The following is a 16847-nucleotide window of genomic DNA, read 5'->3' on the forward strand; positions in this document are numbered from 1 at the left end:
AGCCACTCTGCCTGAAAGGCCGTTGGAGACCTTGACCCAGGTCAAGAAGGGCGCGGCCTCGCCCACTTGGCATCGGCCGCCTGCAGATTAGGCGGGCGCGGACTCGCCGATGGCCTTGGCGCTGAGCAGCGTATCGATGTCGGCCTCGCTGTAGCCGACTTCCGCGAGGATCTCGCGCGTATGCTCTCCCAGCCGGGGCGGCAGGCGGCGGATCGCGGCCGGGCTTTCCGAGAAGCGCGCCGGCGGACGTGCCTGCTGAATCGTTCCTTCCGTCGGATGCTCCAGCTTCTGGAACAGCCCGACGGCTTTCAGATGCGGCTGCTCGCCGACCTCCGTCATCTTCGCGAACGAGGCATGGGGAACATCGATCTTGAGCAGCAGCTCTTCCCACTCCGCAGTGGTCCGCTCGAGCGCGATCTCCTTCATGCGCTTGTAGATCGCGTCGATGTTGGCCGCCCGCTTGATCGGGTCGCGAACCGCGAACTCCTCGATGCATTCGGGATGGCCCACCGTCTCGAAGAAGGTGCACCAGTTGTCGCCCGAATAGGGAAGCATGGTGAGCCAGCCGTCCCTGGTTTTGACCGGCTTGCGTTCCTTGACGCGCTTGTAGCCCGCGGGCCCGATCGGCGGCACGAAGGCGTGGCCGCCCAGCATCTCGATGCTGTTGAAGGCCGCCACCGTCTCCAGCATCGGCACCTCGACGAGCTGCCCCTTGCCGGTACGCTCGCGATACACGAGCGCCGCGGCCACGGCGCCAGCCAGCGCAAGGCCGCAGAGTTTGTCGCCGACGAGGCTTGGCACGAAGGCCGGCTCGTCGTCGGTCCCGATGGAAGAGGCAAGACCTGAGGCCGCCTGGACGATCTCGTCGAACGCCGGCCGCTTGGCCCAGGGCCCGTCCTGGCCGAAGCCGGTCGCCGCCGCGTAGATGATCTTCGGATTGAGCGCCTTGCAGGCCTCGTAGCCGAAGCCGAGCCGTTCCAGCGCGGCGGGCCGAATGTTCGTCACCAGCGCGTCGGCCCGGGCGATGAGACGCCGCAGCACCTCTGCGCCGCCGGCCGTCTTGAGATCGACCGCCACGCTGCGCTTGTTGCGGTTGGCGGCCATGAACTGGCCGCTCATGCCCCTGTTGCGAAACTGGCCGGTATAGCGCCACTGGTCGCCGGTGAGCCCCTCGACCTTGATGAGCTCGGCGCCCCAGTCGCCCAGCGTCTGCGCGCCAAAGGGGCCGAACAGGACGGTCGTCAGGTCCAGAATGCGTAGGCCGGCGAGCGGCCCGGTTGCCTCGGTCATTACAAATCCCGCGGATGGTGGGTTCGACGTCTCAGATAGACAAGGGCGCGTCACAGCGAAAGCGCGGCCAGCCGATCACCGAAATGCACGGCAAGCAGAGGTCTCTTTGCCGCATCCCGCCGACCGAAGGCGGTCGCCCCCATTCAGACGGGGTTCGTCGGGCCCGAGGTCAGGCGCCGCATGTGTCGACGCATGCCGTGATAGTCGTTGATGGCGTTGTGCATGGCGCGCCGGTTGTCCCAGATCGTGAGCGTGCCCGGCTTCCAGTGGACGCGGCAGGTGAACTCGGGTCGCGTGGCGTGCGCCTGCAGCCAGTCGATCATCGGCTTGCTTTCCTCTTGCGTCATGCCCTCGAAGGCGACGGTATGGCCGATGCTGCAATAGAGCGCCTTCTGGCCGGTCTCCTCGACCGTGCGCACGATCGGATGCACCGCTTCGTAGGAATCAGCGTCCTCGGTGCCGGTGATCTTCATGCCGCCGACCACCGCATGATGCGCCTTGCGACCGCCCACATGTTTGAGGCCGGCACTGTTCACGCCCTTCAGAGTGCCCAGCATCTCCTTCAGGCGATCCGAGAGGCTCTCGTAGGCCGCAACCATGTCGCAATAGAGCGTGTCGCCGCCCCGCTCCGGCGTCTCCAGCGCGTAGAGCAAGGTCGCGAGCGGCGGGGTCTTCATGTAGGTCGTGTCGGAATGCCAGCCGCCGCCGAAATTGCGCGTCTCGGACGGCTCCTTGACGATGTCGAACAGGAACGGGAAATCGTCCATGCCCTTCACGAAGGGATAGTGGTTGGGCTCGCCGAACCGTGCGCCCACGTCCATCAGGTCCTGCGGCGACAGATCCTGGCCGCGGATCGCGATCACCTTGTGATCGAGGAACGCCTGGTGGACCTGGGCCCAGTCGTGATTGTCCATGGTGCGCAGGTCGACGCCCGTCACCTCCGCCCCGAGAGAGCCCGCGATCGGCGTCACGGTGATGCTGTTGTTGGCCACGCGATCACTCCTGCTGTTTCCGCGTCCTCGATCTCCGGCGATTAGAGCCCCGGACGGTCCGCGTCGGCAATCGTCCGGCCGCACGGGTCGTCGCAGGGCGGGATTCCGCGCCGCGAGACCCTGCGCATAGCCGGCGGCGTGCGCCTGCGGTTAGATTGCGGGGCAAAATCAAACGGGTCCGGGATGAAAAAAGACAGCAGCACCTACTGGAAGAAGTCGCGGGTGGAACTTCGCGCCGCCGGCTTCGAGCCCGACGAGACCGCGCAGACCAGCGCCGTCGTCACCATCGCCAGCGCCTACACCAACGCCCATCGCTGCAACAACCGGGTGCGCACGATCGGTGACCTGCTGGTCGAGCTTCTGGCCGAGCGCGGCGGAAACGGTTTGATCGTCGGGGCGCCCGCGGTGTCCGATGCGCTGACTCAAGGCACGCCCACCGCCGGCTACAGCCTGGTGTCGCGCGACGTCGTGGCCGACTGTTTCGAGATCGGCCACTACGCCCATCACGGCGACGCAATGATCGTGATCTCGGGCTGCGACAAGACCGGCGCTGCCGCCCTGATGCCGCTCGCCCGCACCAACGCCTTCGGCCTCGTCCTCTATCCCGGCACCAGCTCGCCGGGCCGCGTCTCGTTCGGCGCCTGGGCCTCGAAGGGCAACAACCTCACCATCATGGACTATGTCGAGGGCCGCGCCGCCAACGAGGCGGGCCGGATCTCGGGCGAGGAGTTGCACGAACTCGAAAGCAACGTCATGCCGGGCAGTGGCACCTGCGGGGCGATGTTCACCGCCAACACGATGAGCACGATCGCCGAGGCGATCGGCATGATGCTGCCGCGCGGCGCCTCGCATCCGGCCGACTACAAGGCGGGCAGCGACATCCATGCCGACGTGCGGGCGCAGGCCAAGGCGTCGGTCGATGCGCTCTATCGCCTGATGGAAGCCGGCATCCGCCCGCGCGACATCATGACGGAGAAGGCGTTCGAGAATGCCATCGCGACGGTCTATGCGATGGGCGGTTCGACCAACATGTACCTGCACCTGCTCGCCATCGCGCGCGAGGCGCAGGTGCCGATCACGATCGAGCGCATCCAGCAGGTCGGCGAACGCATGCCGCTGATCTGCAATCTGCAGCCGCACGGCCCCTATGCGATGGTGAGCCTGCACGAGATCGGCGGCGTACCCGTCGTGATGAAGGAGTTGCTGCGCCACGGCTTCCTGCATGGCGACGTCATGACCGTGACGGGCAGGACGCTGGCGGAGAACCTGGAATCAGTGCCGACCCTCGAGGAGATCGGCAAGCAAGATATCGTGCTGCCTGTGTCCAGGCCCGCGGCGCCCGCGAACAACCATATCAGCGTGCTCAAGGGCAACCTCGCGCCGGAGAGCTGCCTGCTGAAGCTCAGCGGCAAGACCCTGGAGAAGGGCGAGTTCCGCGGCACCGCCCGCGTCTTCGAATCGGAGGCCGACACGATGAAGGCCATCCGTGCGGGCGAGATCGTTCCGGGCAATGTCGTCGTGGTGCGCAACGTCGGCCCGGTGGGCGGCCCCGGCATGCCCGAGATGGTGATGCTGACGATCCAGCTTCAGGGACGCGGACTGGGCGAGGACGTGGCGCTGATCACCGACGGCCGCTTCTCGGGCGTCAGCCACGGCATCCTGATCGGCCATATCTCGCCGGAAGCGGCACGCGGCGGCCCGATTGCCGCGGTACGCGACGGCGACACCATCGTCATCGACCCAGGCAAACGCACCCTGAATCTCGAAATCTCCGGCGAGGAGCTGGCCCGGCGGATGGCCGACTGGCGCCCGCCCGCTGCGGCCGACCGCCCGCGCCCTGGCTCCGTGCACGACAAGTACACGAAGCTGGTGTCGTCGGCGCACTATGGGTGTGTGGTCTAGATCACCCTCTTCCCCTTTGCGGAGTCCGCAAAGGGGAAGTGCCCTCGTCTTACGAGGGCGATGGGGTCATGCCCCCTCCGCCACCATCACGACGCCGCAGCAGCGAACTTCATGCGGCTCTTCATCAGCGGCTGGATGCGCTGGCCGAACTGCTCGATGCCGATGATGAAGTCGTCGAAGGTCAGCATCACGCCGGCCAGCCCGTCGATCTCGGCCATCTCGTCGAGCAGGCGCGCGACCGTGGCGTAGGAGCCGATCAGGCGCGAGCCGTTGTTGGGCAGCGGCTCGCGGCGGCGAATGCGGCCGGCCGTCGAGTTCTCGGCGGCGAACTTGTCGGACGCGGCCTGGTCGGAGCGCCAGCCGATGGCGTCGAGATCGACACCCGCCTTGTAGTGCTCCCACTTGGCCATCGCGGCTTCGTCGGTCTCGTCAGCGATGATCATGGTCAGCGCCAGCGCCTTCACGTCGCGGCCGGCGGCGGCGCAGGCGGTCTTCAGGCGGCCCACCGCCTCGGCGCAATCGCGCGGATCGTTGGCCTCGCCCTGGCCGCTGCAGAAATTGTAGGTGCAGTGGCGGGCCGCGAAGTTCATGCCGGCATCGCTGGTGCCGGCCGAGATCAGCCTGATCGGCCGTGACGGTTGCGGTGACAGCCGGCAGTCGTTCATCTTGAAATAGTCGCCCTTGAAGTCGGAGCGGCCGGTCTCCCAGAGTTCCTTCATCACCGTGACGTACTCAGTGACCATCTCGTAGCGATGCTTGAAATGCTCCTCTCCCGGCCACAGGCCCATCTGGTCGTACTCGGCCTTCTGCCAGCCGGTGACGAGGTTCACGCCGAAGCGGCCGTGCGAAATGCTGTCGATCGTCACCGCCATGCGCGCGGCGATCGCCGGCGGCAGGGTGAGCACGGCGACGGTGGCGATGAGGTCGATTCGCGTCGTCACCGCCGCCAGTCCCGCCATCAGGGTGAAGGATTCCAGATTGTCGTCCCAGTGGCGTGATTTTCCGCCGAAGCCGCGCAGCTTGATCATCGACATGGCGAAGTCGAAGCCGTAGCGCTCGGCGCGCTGCACGACCTCGCGGTTGAGATCGAAGCTCGGCGTATATTGCGGCGAGGTCGACGAGATCAGCCAACCATTGTTGCCGATGGGAATGAAGACACCGATTTCCATCCTGCACCTGCCTTTGATACCGGACAGGCAGCAAGCGTCATGCCATCCACGCGCATCGCGGATTCGTGTGGAAAGAGCTATCGCCACGCCCGGTCAGGCGCGGCGCTTTGCTCCGATTGAAGCAGTCTGCCCCACCGCCAGCCCTTGTTTCTCCTCCACGTCGGCGCGATGGCAGGCAACCTCATGTCCGGTCGCAACGGGTTGAAGCTTCGGCGCTGCTTCCTGGCAGGCCGGTACGCCGATCGGACAGCGGTCGAAGAACGAACAGCCAGGCAGGACCAACCTGGGGTTCGGCGGATCGCCACGCACCAGCGAAGGGCCCGACGCCCGGCGCCCGCTCAGTCGCGGCGCCGCCGCCAGCAAGGTGCGGGTGTAGGGATGGGTTGGGTGGCCGAACACGGTCTTCGCCGTGCCCAGTTCGACGATGCGCCCGAGATACATGATCGCCACCCGATCGGAGAGGCGCTCCACCACCGACAGGTCGTGCGAGATGAAGAGATAGGTGAGCGAGAACGTCTCCCGCAATTCGAGCAGCAGGTTCAGCACCGTCGCCTGAACCGACATGTCGAGGCCGGAGGTCGGCTCGTCGAGGATCAGCACACGCGGTTGCAGCAGGAGAATGCGCGCCAGCGCCAGCCGTCTAAGCTGGCCGCCGGAAAATTCGTGCGGATAGCGCCGGGCCGAAGTCGGATCGAGGCCGACCGCCTGCAGCATCGAAGCGACCCGGTCGCGCCGCTCCGAAGCGTTGCGCACGCCGTGGATCCTGAGCCCCTCTTCCAGGGTCCGCCCGATGCTCCACCACGGATCGAGCGCCGCTCCGGCATCCTGATGAGAATATTGCACGATGCTGCGCGCACGCCGCGCCGCCTCGGGCGTGAGCCCGCTCACCCGGCGTCCCTCCAGCAGGATCTCGCCCTCGCTCTCGCGCTGCAGGCCGAGGATGGTGCGGCCGAGCGTCGTCTTCCCGCACCCGGACTCGCCCACCAGCGACAGGATCTCGCCGCTGCGCAGGTCGAGGCTCACCTGCTTCACCGCCTGGACCGGGAGCACCGTGCGTTGCAGGAAGCCTTTCCGGCCTCCCAAACGCACTGACACGTCGCGCAGTGTGAGGATTGGATCGGGCGTCATGTGAATTGCACGCAGCGGACCTCGGCGCCGGAACGCGCCTGCCCCTGAGGCGGCCGCGCGGCGAGACACAGCGCGCGCGCGTCGCCGCAGCGGGGCGCGAACAGGCAGCCCGGCGGACGCGCCAGCGGCGACGGTACCGAGCCCGGAATGCCCAGGAACGTCGTCGCGCGATCGGGATGACAGGCCAGCAGCGCGCGCGTGTAGGGATGCGACGGCGCATCGAGGATCGCCTGCACCGGCCCCGCCTCCACCGTCTGGCCGGCATAGATCACGCAGAGATCGTCGCAAAGCTCGGCGACGACACCGAAATCGTGGGTGACGAACAGGAGAGAGATGCCGAACTCGGCCACCAGCTCGCGCAGCAGCAACAGGATCTGGTGCTGGGTCGTCACGTCGAGCGCCGTCGTCGGTTCGTCGGCGATCACGAGGCCGGGCGCGCAGGCCAGCGCCGCCGCGATCAGCAGGCGTTGACGCTGCCCGCCCGAGAACTGGTGCGGATAACGTTCGAGGGCGGTTTCCGGATCCGGCACCTGCATGCGCTTGAGCAGGCCGACCAGCCGGCCGACATGCGCCCGCTGGCGCGCGGCCCCGCGCAGCCCGTCAGGGGGCGCATGCCAGCGCATGATCTCGAGCATCTGGGTGCCGACCTTGAACACCGGATTGAGCGCCAGCAGCGGATCCTGCGGAATGAACCCGATGCGGCTCGAGCGGACGCCGTCGTTCAGCTCTGCCTCGGAGAAGGCCAGCAGGTTCTCGCCCTCGAACCAGACCTCGCCGCCGTCGACGGTCGCCGCGCGCGGCAGGATGCCCATGATCGAGCGGATCAGCGTGGACTTGCCGCAGCCCGATTCGCCCACCACGCCCAGGATGCGGCCGCGCTCCAGCGTGAGGCCGATATCGTCGAGAATCTCGGCCCGGCCTTCGTCGGTGCGGATCGACACCTTGAGACCGCGAACGCTGAGGACGGGAATCATCGCGACCGCCGGATGCGGGGATCGACGATGTCGCGCAGCCCGTCGCCCAGGAGATTGAAGCCCATCACCGTGATCAGGATCGCGAGGCCCGGGAAGGTCGCGTACCACCAGGCGCGCGGCAGGTAGGTGCGGCTCTCGGCGATGGCGAGACCCCAGTCCGGAGCCGGCGGCGTGGCGCCCATGCCGAGGAAGCCGAGCACGGCCGCCACCAGGATGGTGAAGCCCAGCCCGATGGTGGCGCGCACGATCACCGGCGAGAGCGCGTTGGGCAGGATGTGCAGGAAGACGATGCGGCCGCTGCCCGCACCGATGCCGCGCAGGGCGTCGACGAACAGCGAGGACGAGAGCCGCCGCGTCTCGGCATAGACGATGCGGGTGAAATACGGCCAGTAAGTGAGCGAGAGCGCCAGCATCGCGCTCTCGAGCGAGGGCGACATCAGCTGGGCGAGCGCAAGTGCGAGGATCAGCTGCGGGATCGCCAGCACCACGTCGGTGACGCGCATGATCCCTTCCGACAGCCAGCCACCGCGATAGCCCGCGATCAGGCCCAGGGGCACACCGATCAGCATGGCCGTCGATACGACGGTGAGCGCGATCGAGAGTGCGCCGCGGGCGCCCAGGATGACGCGCGAGAAGATATCTCGGCCGAGATTGTCGGTGCCGAACGGAAAGGCGGCGCTGGGCGGCTTCAGGCGGCGCGCAAGATGCGACGCCGCCGCGTCCTCGGGATAGGGCGCCAGCAGCGGCCCGAAGATCGCGATCAGCAGCACGAAGACCACGATGGCGAGGCCCAGCATCGCCGGGAGGTCGCGCGCGAGCTTGCGGAAAATCGGGCTCATCCGCGCTCCATCAGTCGGGGATCGAGCAGGCCATGCGCCAGGTCGGTGAGGATATTGACGCCGGCATAGACGACGCCGATCAGCAGCGTGACCGCGAGCATGACCTGCCGGTCGCCGGTGAGGATGGCCTGCACCGTATAGCTGCCGATACCCGGCCAGTCGAAGATCGCCTCGACGACCACGCCGCCCGCGATCAGACCGCCGAACAGCAGGCCGATCTGTGTCACCGTCGCGGTCACCGAATTGCGCAGCACGTAGATCCAGACGAGCCGGCGACGGCGATAGCCCATGGCCCTCTCGTAGAAGACGAAATCCTGCTGCAGCGTGTCGAGCACGCCCGCCCGCGTGAACCGCACGATGGTGGCAAGCCCGCCCAGTGACAGCGTCACCGCCGGCAGCACGAGATGGCGCAAGGCATCAGCCATCACATCGAAGCGGCCCGCGATCGCCGCATCCGCCACCACGAAACCGGTGATCCTCGGCGGCCGCTGGATCGTGGCGGAAAGTTCACCGCGCAAGGGCAGCCAGCCCAGCTCCATCGAGAAGAACAGCTGAAGCATGATGGCGAACCAGAAGGCCGCCACGGCTATGCCCATGACCGAGAAGACGCGCAGCAGGTAATCCGGCCAGGTATTGTGCGAGAGCCCGGCCACGACGCCCAGCGGCACACCGACGAAGACCGAGATGGCGAGCGCACAGAAGGTGAGGGTCAGCGTGGCCGGCAGGCGCTGGGCGATGTCGACCGCGACCGCCCGGCGCGAGAAGGCACTCTCGCCGAGGTCGAGCGTGGCGACTTTGCCCACGTAGGAGACAAACTGCTCCCAGATCGGCCGGTCGAGACCATATTGCTGGCGCAGCCGCTCGATCTGTTCGGGCGTCGCGGCGTCACCCGCCATCGCCATCGCCGGATCCGAGGGCACGACGCGGATCAGCAGGAAGGTGACCACCAGCAATCCGAACAGCGACGGCAGCACCAGCATGCAGCGCCGGAGGATGAAGCGCAGCATGCTCAGCCGTCGAGCGTGATCCAGCGCATCTCGGCGCCCTGGCCAACCGTGCAGAAACGACGGCCCTTGACGCGCTTGTTCAGTCCCTGAAGCTGCATGGAATTGTAGATCCAGATGTCGGGCGAATCGGCCATGATCTTACGGATGGCCTCTTCGTAGAGCGGCGCCCGCTCCTCCTGTTTCACGGCGGCGCGGGCCTTGCGCAGCAGCGCGTCGACCTGATCGTTCTTGTAGTAGGACGAGGCCTTCCAGGTGCCGTGGAACTGGCTGTCGTACATCTGGCCGACCCAGTTCTCCGGATCGACGAAATAGGTACTGACCCAGTGGACCCACATGTCGGGCGTGGTGTCCGGCTTGGCCGCCGCAGTCGTCAGGTTCGACCAGATGTTGCCGACCACCTTCAGATTGATACCGATCTGCGCCAGGTCGGACTGGAAGAGCTGGGCGCCCTGCACGCTCTGCTCGTTCTCCGACTGCACGTGCAGTTCCAGCGGACGCTTCATCGGCGCCCCCTCGGCGACGGCCTTGGCGTAATACTCCTTTGCCTTCTTGAGATCGTAGTCGTAGCCCTTGGCATCCTTCGGGATGCCCCACAGGTTCTCGGGCATCGGGTACGGATCGCGCGTCGCGTAGCCGCCCAGAATGTCGTTGATGAAGCCCATGTAATTGAAGGCATGCGCAAAGCACAGCCGCGCATTGAGATTGTTGAACGGCGGCTTGGTGTTGTTCATGCGGATGACGAAGGTCCGCATGACGACGTCCTTCTGGACGTAGGCGATCTTCGAGGCGTTGATTTGCTCCACCTGGTCCGCCGGCAGGTTGGGATCGGTGCAGTCGAGCGACCCGTTCAGCAGCGCCAGCACACGCGTCGAGGTCTCCTTGGTCGGACGGTAGGCGATCTTCTTCACCGGCTTGGGATTGTGGGACCAGCCGAGGAAATGTCCCTCGTTGATCTCCATGTCGAGATATTCGAGCGGCCGGTAGCCGGCGGGAACGATACGATAGGAGCCGGAGCCCGCGCCGTTCGAGGCGAGCCAGCTCTTGCCCCAGTCGCCATTCTTGACGTTGGGCTCGATCTGCCGCGGATTGACGATGGAGATGCTCGGAATCGCCGCAAAGAACGGCGCATAGGAGGTCTCGAGCTTGAACCGAACGGTGAGCGGATCGGGTGCCGCGACATTGTCGGGCTTCAGGATCTTGAGGAACGCGCCGGCCGGCGCCAGTGCCAGCGCCAGCACGCGGCGGAAGCTGTAGACGACGTCTTCCGCCGTCATCGGGCTGCCGTCGTGGAACTTGATGTTGGGCCGCAGCTTGAATTCCCACGAGAGGCCGTCGTCGGAAACGGTGTGGCTTTCGGCCAGCCACGGCACGATCTGCGGCGGGTCGTTCTGGTAACGATAGAGATTGTCGTAGGCGTTCAGCATCATCGACTGCATCGGCACGTCGTAGACCTGATGCGGATCGAGGTTCATCGGCAGCGCGAAACCGCTGACGAAGGTCGAGGCGTCGGCGGCCTGCACCGACCTCATCGTGCCCGCGACGAGAGCACCGGCGGCGAGAGCGGCGGCCTGCCGACGGCCCAGCATCGGTCCGCCGGACTTCCTCTGGCCGCTCATTGCGCGGCGCCCGCAAAGCGATCCGCGTGGAAGCGGCTGATCGGCCGCGGCAGTCCGAGATTCCCGCGCAAGGTCATGGCTTCGTACTCCGTTCTGAACAGACCCCGGCGCTGCAGTTCGGGGATCACGAGATCGACGAAATCGGTGAGCGAGCCCGGCAGCCAGGCCGGCATCACGTTGAAGCCGTCGCAGGCACCGTCCTTGAACCAGTGCTCCATCTCGTCGGCGACCTGAGACGGCGTGCCGATGGTGAGCACGTGGCCGCGCGGGCCGGCATTGGCGAGGCAAAGCTCCCACAAAGTGAGATTGTCGCGGCGCGCCTGGTCGAGCAGGAGACGCTGGCGGCTGAGCGGACCGTTGGTGTCGGGCATTTGCGGCACCGGACCGTCGAGTGGCAGCTTGTCGAGATCGTGCACGCCGATCGTGTGTTCGAGCACGGCGAGACCGACGGTGGGATGGATCAACGACTGCAGGTACTCGAACTTCTCCTGCGCCTCCGAGGCAGTCGGCGCGACGACCGGATAGAGGCCGGGCATCACGAGGACTTCGGCCGGCGAGCGGCCGTAGCGCGGCAGCCGTCCCATCACGTCGCCGTAGAATTCCTTGCCCTGCTCGAAGGTCGTCTGCGCGGTGAACACCAGCTCCGCGAGGCGTGCAGCGACGTCGCGCCCGGTGCCCGAGGCGCCGGCCTGGACGAGCACCGGCCGTCCCTGGGGCGAACGGGCGACGTTGAGCGGTCCGCGGACCTGGAAATGCTTGCCCTTGTGATGCAGCGGATGAAGCTTCGACGGATCGAAGAAGACGCCCGACTCCTTGTCGCGAATGAAGGCATCTTCGTCCCAACTGTCCCACAAGCCAGTGACGACCTCGGCGAACTCGATCGCCCGCTCATAGCGGTCGGCGTGCGCGGGATGCTGTTCGAGGCTGTAGTTGAGCGCATCGTCCTCGTTGTTCGAGGTGACGAGGTTCCAGCCGGAGCGGCCGCCGCTGATCTGATCGAGCGAAGCGAATTGCCTCGCCAGCGTATAGGGTTCGTTGAAAGTCGTCGTGGAGGTGGCGACGAGACCGAGATGTTTCGTGACCGCGGCAAGCGCCGACAGGATCGTCATCGGCTCGAACTTGACCACCTTGCCCATGCGGCCGCGCGACTCGGGCGTTCCCGACAGGCTGACGGCGGCCGTATCGGCCAGGAAGAGAAAGTCGAACTTGCCGCGCTCGGCGGTCTGCGCCACCTCGACCGCGTCGGCAAAGCTCGCGCCCGAATGAAAGTGGGCTTGGGGATGACGCCAGGCAGCAACGTGCTGCCCCGTCTCATGGACGAACGCGCCGAGACGCATCATCCGGCGCTGAGTCTGGTGAAGCACAGCTCGCTCTCCGTTCAGAACGCAGGAAAATCCACGTTCAGAACGCAAGCGTCATGCCAAGCCCTTCAGCACAACAGAGAGGAGGGTGTCCTCCTGTCGTGGGGCGTCCTCTACGCTTGGGTGAGCCCTGTCGCGATCAGCTGTCTACGTCCGCATACTGGCGCTTGGCGCGGCGCATGAAGCCCTCGAAGATGTGGTCGTACGACGTATTCTCGTGCGCTTCCGCCGGCTTTGTCAGGCCGTTCAGCACGACTTGCTGCTCGGCCGGCATCTCCGAAATGATCTTCTCGGAGATGGCTTGGACGCCGGCTGGATTGGCGAGCGCGCGGACCTGGATGCTGCAGGCCTTCTCGAAGAAGTAGAAATAGAAGAACGCCTCACCCATGGTGGCGCCAACGCTCAAGGTGCCGTGGTTCTTGAGGATCAGGACGCGGCCATCCGGTCCCAGCGCCTTGGCCGAAGCCTCGCCTTCGCCCGGCAGCACGACGATGCCGTCATAGTCGAGATAACGGACCTTCGGGTAGACCATGGCGCCATCCTGAGTCAGCGGCTGGAAGCCGCCCTTCATCGCGCCGACCGCCGCGCCGTCCAGCGTGTGGGCATGGATGATCGCGTTGATGTGCGGCGAGGTGAACATGATGCCGGAATGCAGGTTGAAACCGGCCTGGTTCAGCTCGTAGCCGTTCTCGGTCAGGATCTTGCGGTTCTTGTCGACCTTCACGAGGCTCGACGCCGTGATCTCATCGAAGGCCAGGCCGAACGGGTTGAGCAACAGTGCGTCCGGCTCGCCGGGCACCCGGGCCGAGATATGACCGAAGATCGACAGCTCGTAGCCCATTTCGAACGCCGCCCGATAGGCCGAGGCAAGCTGGACACGGACGGCCCATTCCTCCGGCGAAACCTTATCCTTTAAGCTGACGATACTCACGGGAGCCTCCTAGCTGATTTATCAGGCTATGTGCTCGGTCTTAGCGAGAGCCCATTCCGGCGGCAAATGCCCAATACCGCCCCTCGGGATCGCCGAAATTGGCACGCTTCCTGCTGTCTAAACTTGTATAGACAGGCTAAAGGCAAGTCATGCAGATCAGCCCCTCTTTTCCCGAAGCGGACGACTTGGCAGAGCGCTACTCCGAGGACGGCGTCCTGCTGCTGCGCGGCGTCTTCGACGCCTGGATCGAGCCGCTGCGGGCCGGGGTCGATGCGCTGATGGCCAGCCCCAGCCCGCTCGAACGGACGGTCCGGCCTGCCGACGGGTCGGCCCCGTTCTTCCAGGACCTCTGCAACTGGCAGCGCATCCCAGAGTTCGAGGCCTTCGTCTACAAGTCGCCGGCCGCCGAGATTGCCGCCCGCCTCATGGGCTCGCGCACCGCGCGCTTCTTCCATGACCATGTGCTCGTGAAACAGCCCGGCGGCAGCACGGTCACGCCCTGGCACCAAGACCAGCCCTACTACTTCGTCGAGGGCCGGCAGAACGTCAGCTTCTGGATCCCGCTCGATCCCGTGCCGCGCGATGTCGTGATGGAGTGCATCAAGGGCTCGCACACCTGGGGCAAGGGCTTCCGGCCCATGCGCTTCGACGGCACGCGGCTCTATGCCAACGACGATTTCGAGGTGATGCCCGATATCGAGGCGATGCGGCCGACGCTCGACATTGCGGGCTGGGACATGCAGCCGGGCGACGCCATCGCCTTCAACTTCCGCACGGTCCACGGCGCGCCGGGCAACCCGTCGCCACGCGCGCGTCGCGTCTTCTCGGCGCGCTGGGTCGGCGACGACGCGGTCTTCGCGCGGCGCGCGGGCCGGACCTCGCCGCCTTTCCCCGACCTCGGCTTCGAAGACGGCGCACCGTTCGATGCCCCGATCTTTCCCATCGTCTATCGTTCGTAACTCTCACCGTAAACGGAGCTCATCAATGGCCAGGTTCACAGCATTCGCCGCCGCCGTCGCGGTTGCCGCCGTCGCGGGCGGCGCGTCTGTCGCTCAGGCACAGGACACCAAGGTCGCCATCGGCATTTCCGGCTGGACCGGCTTCGCGCCGATCACGCTCGCCAAGGAAGCCGGCATCTACAAGGCCAACGGCCTCGACGTCACGATCAAGAAGATCCCGCAGAAGGACCGCCACCTCGCGATCGCCTCGGGCGACCTGCAGTGCGCCGCCACGACGGTCGAGACCTGGATCGTCTGGAACACCAACGGCATCGCCACCACCCAGCTGTTCAAGATGGACCAGGGCATGGGCTCGGACGGCATCGTCGCCCGCAACAGCATCTCCAAGGTCACCGACCTCAAGGGCAAGACCATCGCCGCCTCGGCCCCGGGCACCAACCCGCACTTCACCCTCGCCTGGATCCTGAAGAAGAACGGCATGTCGCTGAAGGACGTGAAGCTCGTCACGCTCGAGCCGGCGCCGGCCGCCAACGCCTTCGTCACCGGCAAGGACCTCGACGCCGCCGTCACCTACGAGCCCTATCTCAGCCTGGTGCGCGACAAGCCCGAGACCGGCAAGCTGATCGCCGATTCGCTGCAGTACCCGATGGTGTTCGATTCCTTCGGCTGCACGCCCAAGTTCATCAAGGAGAACCCGAAGGCCGCGAAGGCGCTCACCGAGAGCTACTTCCAGGCTCTCGACATGATCCAGAAGGACAAGCAGAAGGCCTTCACGATCATGGGCGCCGACGTGAAGCAGACCGCCGAGCAGTTCGAGAAGTCGCAGTCCAAGATCAAGTGGGCCGACCGCGAAGCCAACAAGAAGTTCTTCAACGGCGAGATCCAGGCTTTCAACAAGGAAGCCGCGGAGCTGCTGCTCGAGATCGGCGTGATCAAGAGCAAGCCCGACAACATGGATACGCTCTTCGACACGACCTACATCAAGTAACGATTGATCCACCTCCCCCGTCATCGGGGGAGGTGCCTCGTCTTGCGAGGTGGAATGATCATGACCCCTCCGTCGGCGTAGGACGCCGACACCTCCTCATTTGAATGGGGAGGCAGTTTGAGAAGAGTCGCATGAAATTGCTGGTTCCCGTCAAACGGGAGAATCGCATCGTCCTGGGCGTGGCGTTCTTCATCGTCTTCGTCGCGCTCTGGTTTCTGATCACCTGGACCGGGGCGGTACCGAAGCACTTCCTTGCCTCGCCGTGGCAGACGCTGGCTTCGGGTTGGGACCTCTTCGCCACCCAGGGCTTCACCAACGACGTCGGCATGACGATCTGGCGCGTCGTCGGTGGCTTCCTGCTGGCCGCCGTCATCGCCGTGCCACTCGGCATCGCGATGGGCGTCTACAAGCCGATCGAGGCCTTCTTCGAGCCCTTCGTCTCCTTCGCGCGCTACCTGCCGGCCTCGGCTTTCATCCCGCTGCTGATCCTCTGGGTCGGAATCGGCGAAGCGCAGAAACTCACCGTCATCTTCATCGGCTGCTTTTTCCAGCTCACCCTCATGATCGCCATGATCGTGAGCGGCACGCGCCGCGACCTGGTGGAAGCCGCCTACACGCTGGGCTGCAAGGATAGCGGCGTGATCCGCCGGGTCGTGCTGCCGGGCGCCGCGCCCGACATCGCCGAGGCGTTGCGCCAGGTGCTGGGGCTCGGCTGGACCTACATCATCGTCGCCGAGCTGATCGGCGCCTCGTCGGGCATCGGCCACATGATCACCGACAGCCAGGCGCTGATGGCGACCGACCACATCATCGCGGGTATCGTGGTGATCGGGCTGGTCGGCCTGCTCTCGGACCTGATGTTCAAGAAGGTGAACCAGCACCTCTTCTCGTGGAGCCTGCTGCGATGAGCCGGCTGTCGATCCGCGACGTCTCCAAGACCTTCCCCGGCCACCGGCGGAATGCGCCGCCGACCCAGGCGCTGCTGCCGATCGGCCTCGAGGTCGGCGACAACGACTTCATCACCGTGCTGGGCCCGTCCGGCTGCGGCAAGTCCACCCTGTTGCGCCTCGTTGCCGGCCTCGAGACCCCGACCACGGGAGAGATCAAGCTCGACGGCACGAAGATCGTGGGCGCCGGCGCCGACCGCGGCGTGGTGTTCCAGAGCTACACGCTCTTCCCCTGGCTCAACGTCCGCCAGAACATCTGCTTCGGCCTGCGCGAGAAGGGCATGAAGCTCTCGGAGCAGAAGGAGATCAGCGACCGCTTCATCGCCCAGGTCGGCCTGCGCGGCTTCGAGGAACATTTTCCCAAGCAGCTCTCGGGCGGCATGCAGCAGAGGGTGGCGATCGCCCGCGCGCTGGCCAACGACCCGAAGATCCTGCTGCTCGACGAGCCGTTCGGCGCGCTCGACAACCAGACGCGCGTCCTCATGCAGGAGCTGCTGCTCGGCATCTGGGAACAGGCGCAGAAGACGGTCATGTTCATCACCCACGACATCGACGAGGCCATTTTCATGGCCAGCAGGGTCGTCGTGTTCAGCGCCCGTCCCGGTCGCATCAAGGCCGAGATCGAGGTCGGCTTCCCCCATCCGCGGCACTATACGATCAAGACCTCGCCGGAATTCATGGCGCTCAAGGCTCGTCTCACCGAGGAGATCCGGGTCGAAGCCATCGCTGCAGCTCACTGAGGGA

15 protein-coding genes are annotated in these 16847 nt (G+C 65.8%); 5 read left to right on the forward strand and 10 right to left on the reverse strand.

From position 1 onward, the window contains the following. Positions 1 to 87: 87 nt before the first annotated feature. Positions 88 to 1290 (reverse strand): CaiB/BaiF CoA transferase family protein, encoded by a 1203-nt coding sequence (locus ACT6UX_RS26775; RefSeq protein ID WP_444778208.1) that lies wholly within the window; start codon positions 1288 to 1290, stop codon positions 88 to 90. Between the two features lie 143 nt (positions 1291 to 1433). Further along, positions 1434 to 2282 carry a TauD/TfdA dioxygenase family protein gene (locus tag ACT6UX_RS26780; RefSeq protein WP_444778209.1) on the reverse strand — a complete coding sequence of 283 codons (849 nt, stop codon included), beginning with the start codon at positions 2280 to 2282 and terminating at the stop codon, positions 1434 to 1436. Positions 2283 to 2465: 183 nt separating this feature from the next. Here ACT6UX_RS26780 and ACT6UX_RS26785 point away from each other — a divergent pair, with 183 nt between their 5' ends. Continuing rightward, on the forward strand, positions 2466 to 4184 hold the full coding sequence (locus ACT6UX_RS26785) for a dihydroxy-acid dehydratase domain-containing protein (RefSeq protein ID WP_444778210.1): 1719 nt from the start codon (positions 2466 to 2468) through the stop codon (positions 4182 to 4184). Between the two features lie 86 nt (positions 4185 to 4270). Here ACT6UX_RS26785 and rutA read toward each other — a convergent pair whose 3' ends face one another. The 8 genes from rutA to ACT6UX_RS26825 form a co-directional block, all read right to left on the reverse strand. After that, entirely contained in the window at positions 4271 to 5353 is a 1083-nt protein-coding gene (rutA, locus tag ACT6UX_RS26790) for a pyrimidine utilization protein A (RefSeq protein WP_444778211.1), read from the reverse strand. A gap of 93 nt (positions 5354 to 5446) precedes the next feature. Next, a complete protein-coding gene (locus tag ACT6UX_RS26795) occupies positions 5447 to 6481 on the reverse strand; it encodes an oligopeptide/dipeptide ABC transporter ATP-binding protein (protein ID WP_444778212.1) in 1035 nt (344 codons plus the stop codon). Continuing rightward, positions 6478 to 7455 carry an ABC transporter ATP-binding protein gene (locus ACT6UX_RS26800; RefSeq protein ID WP_444778213.1) on the reverse strand — a complete coding sequence of 326 codons (978 nt, stop codon included), beginning with the start codon at positions 7453 to 7455 and terminating at the stop codon, positions 6478 to 6480. Before ACT6UX_RS26800 ends, ACT6UX_RS26795 begins: the two co-directional genes overlap by 4 nt. Then, positions 7452 to 8294 (reverse strand): ABC transporter permease, encoded by an 843-nt coding sequence (locus ACT6UX_RS26805; protein ID WP_444778214.1) that lies wholly within the window; start codon positions 8292 to 8294, stop codon positions 7452 to 7454. The genes ACT6UX_RS26800 and ACT6UX_RS26805 overlap by 4 nt, the downstream gene beginning before the upstream one ends. After that, on the reverse strand, positions 8291 to 9301 hold the full coding sequence (locus ACT6UX_RS26810) for an ABC transporter permease (RefSeq protein WP_444778215.1): 1011 nt from the start codon (positions 9299 to 9301) through the stop codon (positions 8291 to 8293). Before ACT6UX_RS26810 ends, ACT6UX_RS26805 begins: the two co-directional genes overlap by 4 nt. 2 nt (positions 9302 to 9303) lie before the next feature. Continuing rightward, positions 9304 to 10917, reverse strand: a complete 1614-nt coding sequence (locus ACT6UX_RS26815) for an ABC transporter substrate-binding protein (RefSeq protein ID WP_444778216.1) — start codon at positions 10915 to 10917, stop codon at positions 9304 to 9306. Continuing rightward, a complete protein-coding gene (locus ACT6UX_RS26820; protein ID WP_444778217.1) occupies positions 10914 to 12281 on the reverse strand; it encodes an LLM class flavin-dependent oxidoreductase in 1368 nt (455 codons plus the stop codon). The genes ACT6UX_RS26815 and ACT6UX_RS26820 overlap by 4 nt, the downstream gene beginning before the upstream one ends. Positions 12282 to 12417: 136 nt before the next feature. After that, on the reverse strand, positions 12418 to 13209 hold the full coding sequence (locus tag ACT6UX_RS26825; protein ID WP_444778218.1) for a class II aldolase/adducin family protein: 792 nt from the start codon (positions 13207 to 13209) through the stop codon (positions 12418 to 12420). A 149-nt stretch (positions 13210 to 13358) separates the two neighbouring features. On the opposite strand from ACT6UX_RS26825, the gene ACT6UX_RS26830 reads away from it, so the two are divergent. The 4 genes from ACT6UX_RS26830 to ACT6UX_RS26845 all read left to right on the forward strand — a co-directional run bounded on the left by ACT6UX_RS26830 (position 13359) and on the right by ACT6UX_RS26845 (position 16843). Continuing rightward, positions 13359 to 14168, forward strand: coding sequence for a phytanoyl-CoA dioxygenase family protein (locus ACT6UX_RS26830; RefSeq protein ID WP_444778219.1), 810 nt, complete (start codon positions 13359 to 13361; stop codon positions 14166 to 14168). 25 nt (positions 14169 to 14193) lie between these two features. Then, entirely contained in the window at positions 14194 to 15156 is a 963-nt protein-coding gene (locus ACT6UX_RS26835; protein WP_444778220.1) for an ABC transporter substrate-binding protein, read from the forward strand. A gap of 131 nt (positions 15157 to 15287) precedes the next feature. Continuing rightward, positions 15288 to 16064, forward strand: coding sequence for an ABC transporter permease (locus ACT6UX_RS26840; protein WP_444778221.1), 777 nt, complete (start codon positions 15288 to 15290; stop codon positions 16062 to 16064). Further along, positions 16061 to 16843, forward strand: coding sequence for an ABC transporter ATP-binding protein (locus tag ACT6UX_RS26845; protein ID WP_444778222.1), 783 nt, complete (start codon positions 16061 to 16063; stop codon positions 16841 to 16843). Before ACT6UX_RS26840 ends, ACT6UX_RS26845 begins: the two co-directional genes overlap by 4 nt. Positions 16844 to 16847 lie beyond the last annotated feature (4 nt).

This window comes from Reyranella sp. (assembly GCF_052439685.1).
Classification (GTDB): domain Bacteria; phylum Pseudomonadota; class Alphaproteobacteria; order Reyranellales; family Reyranellaceae; genus Reyranella.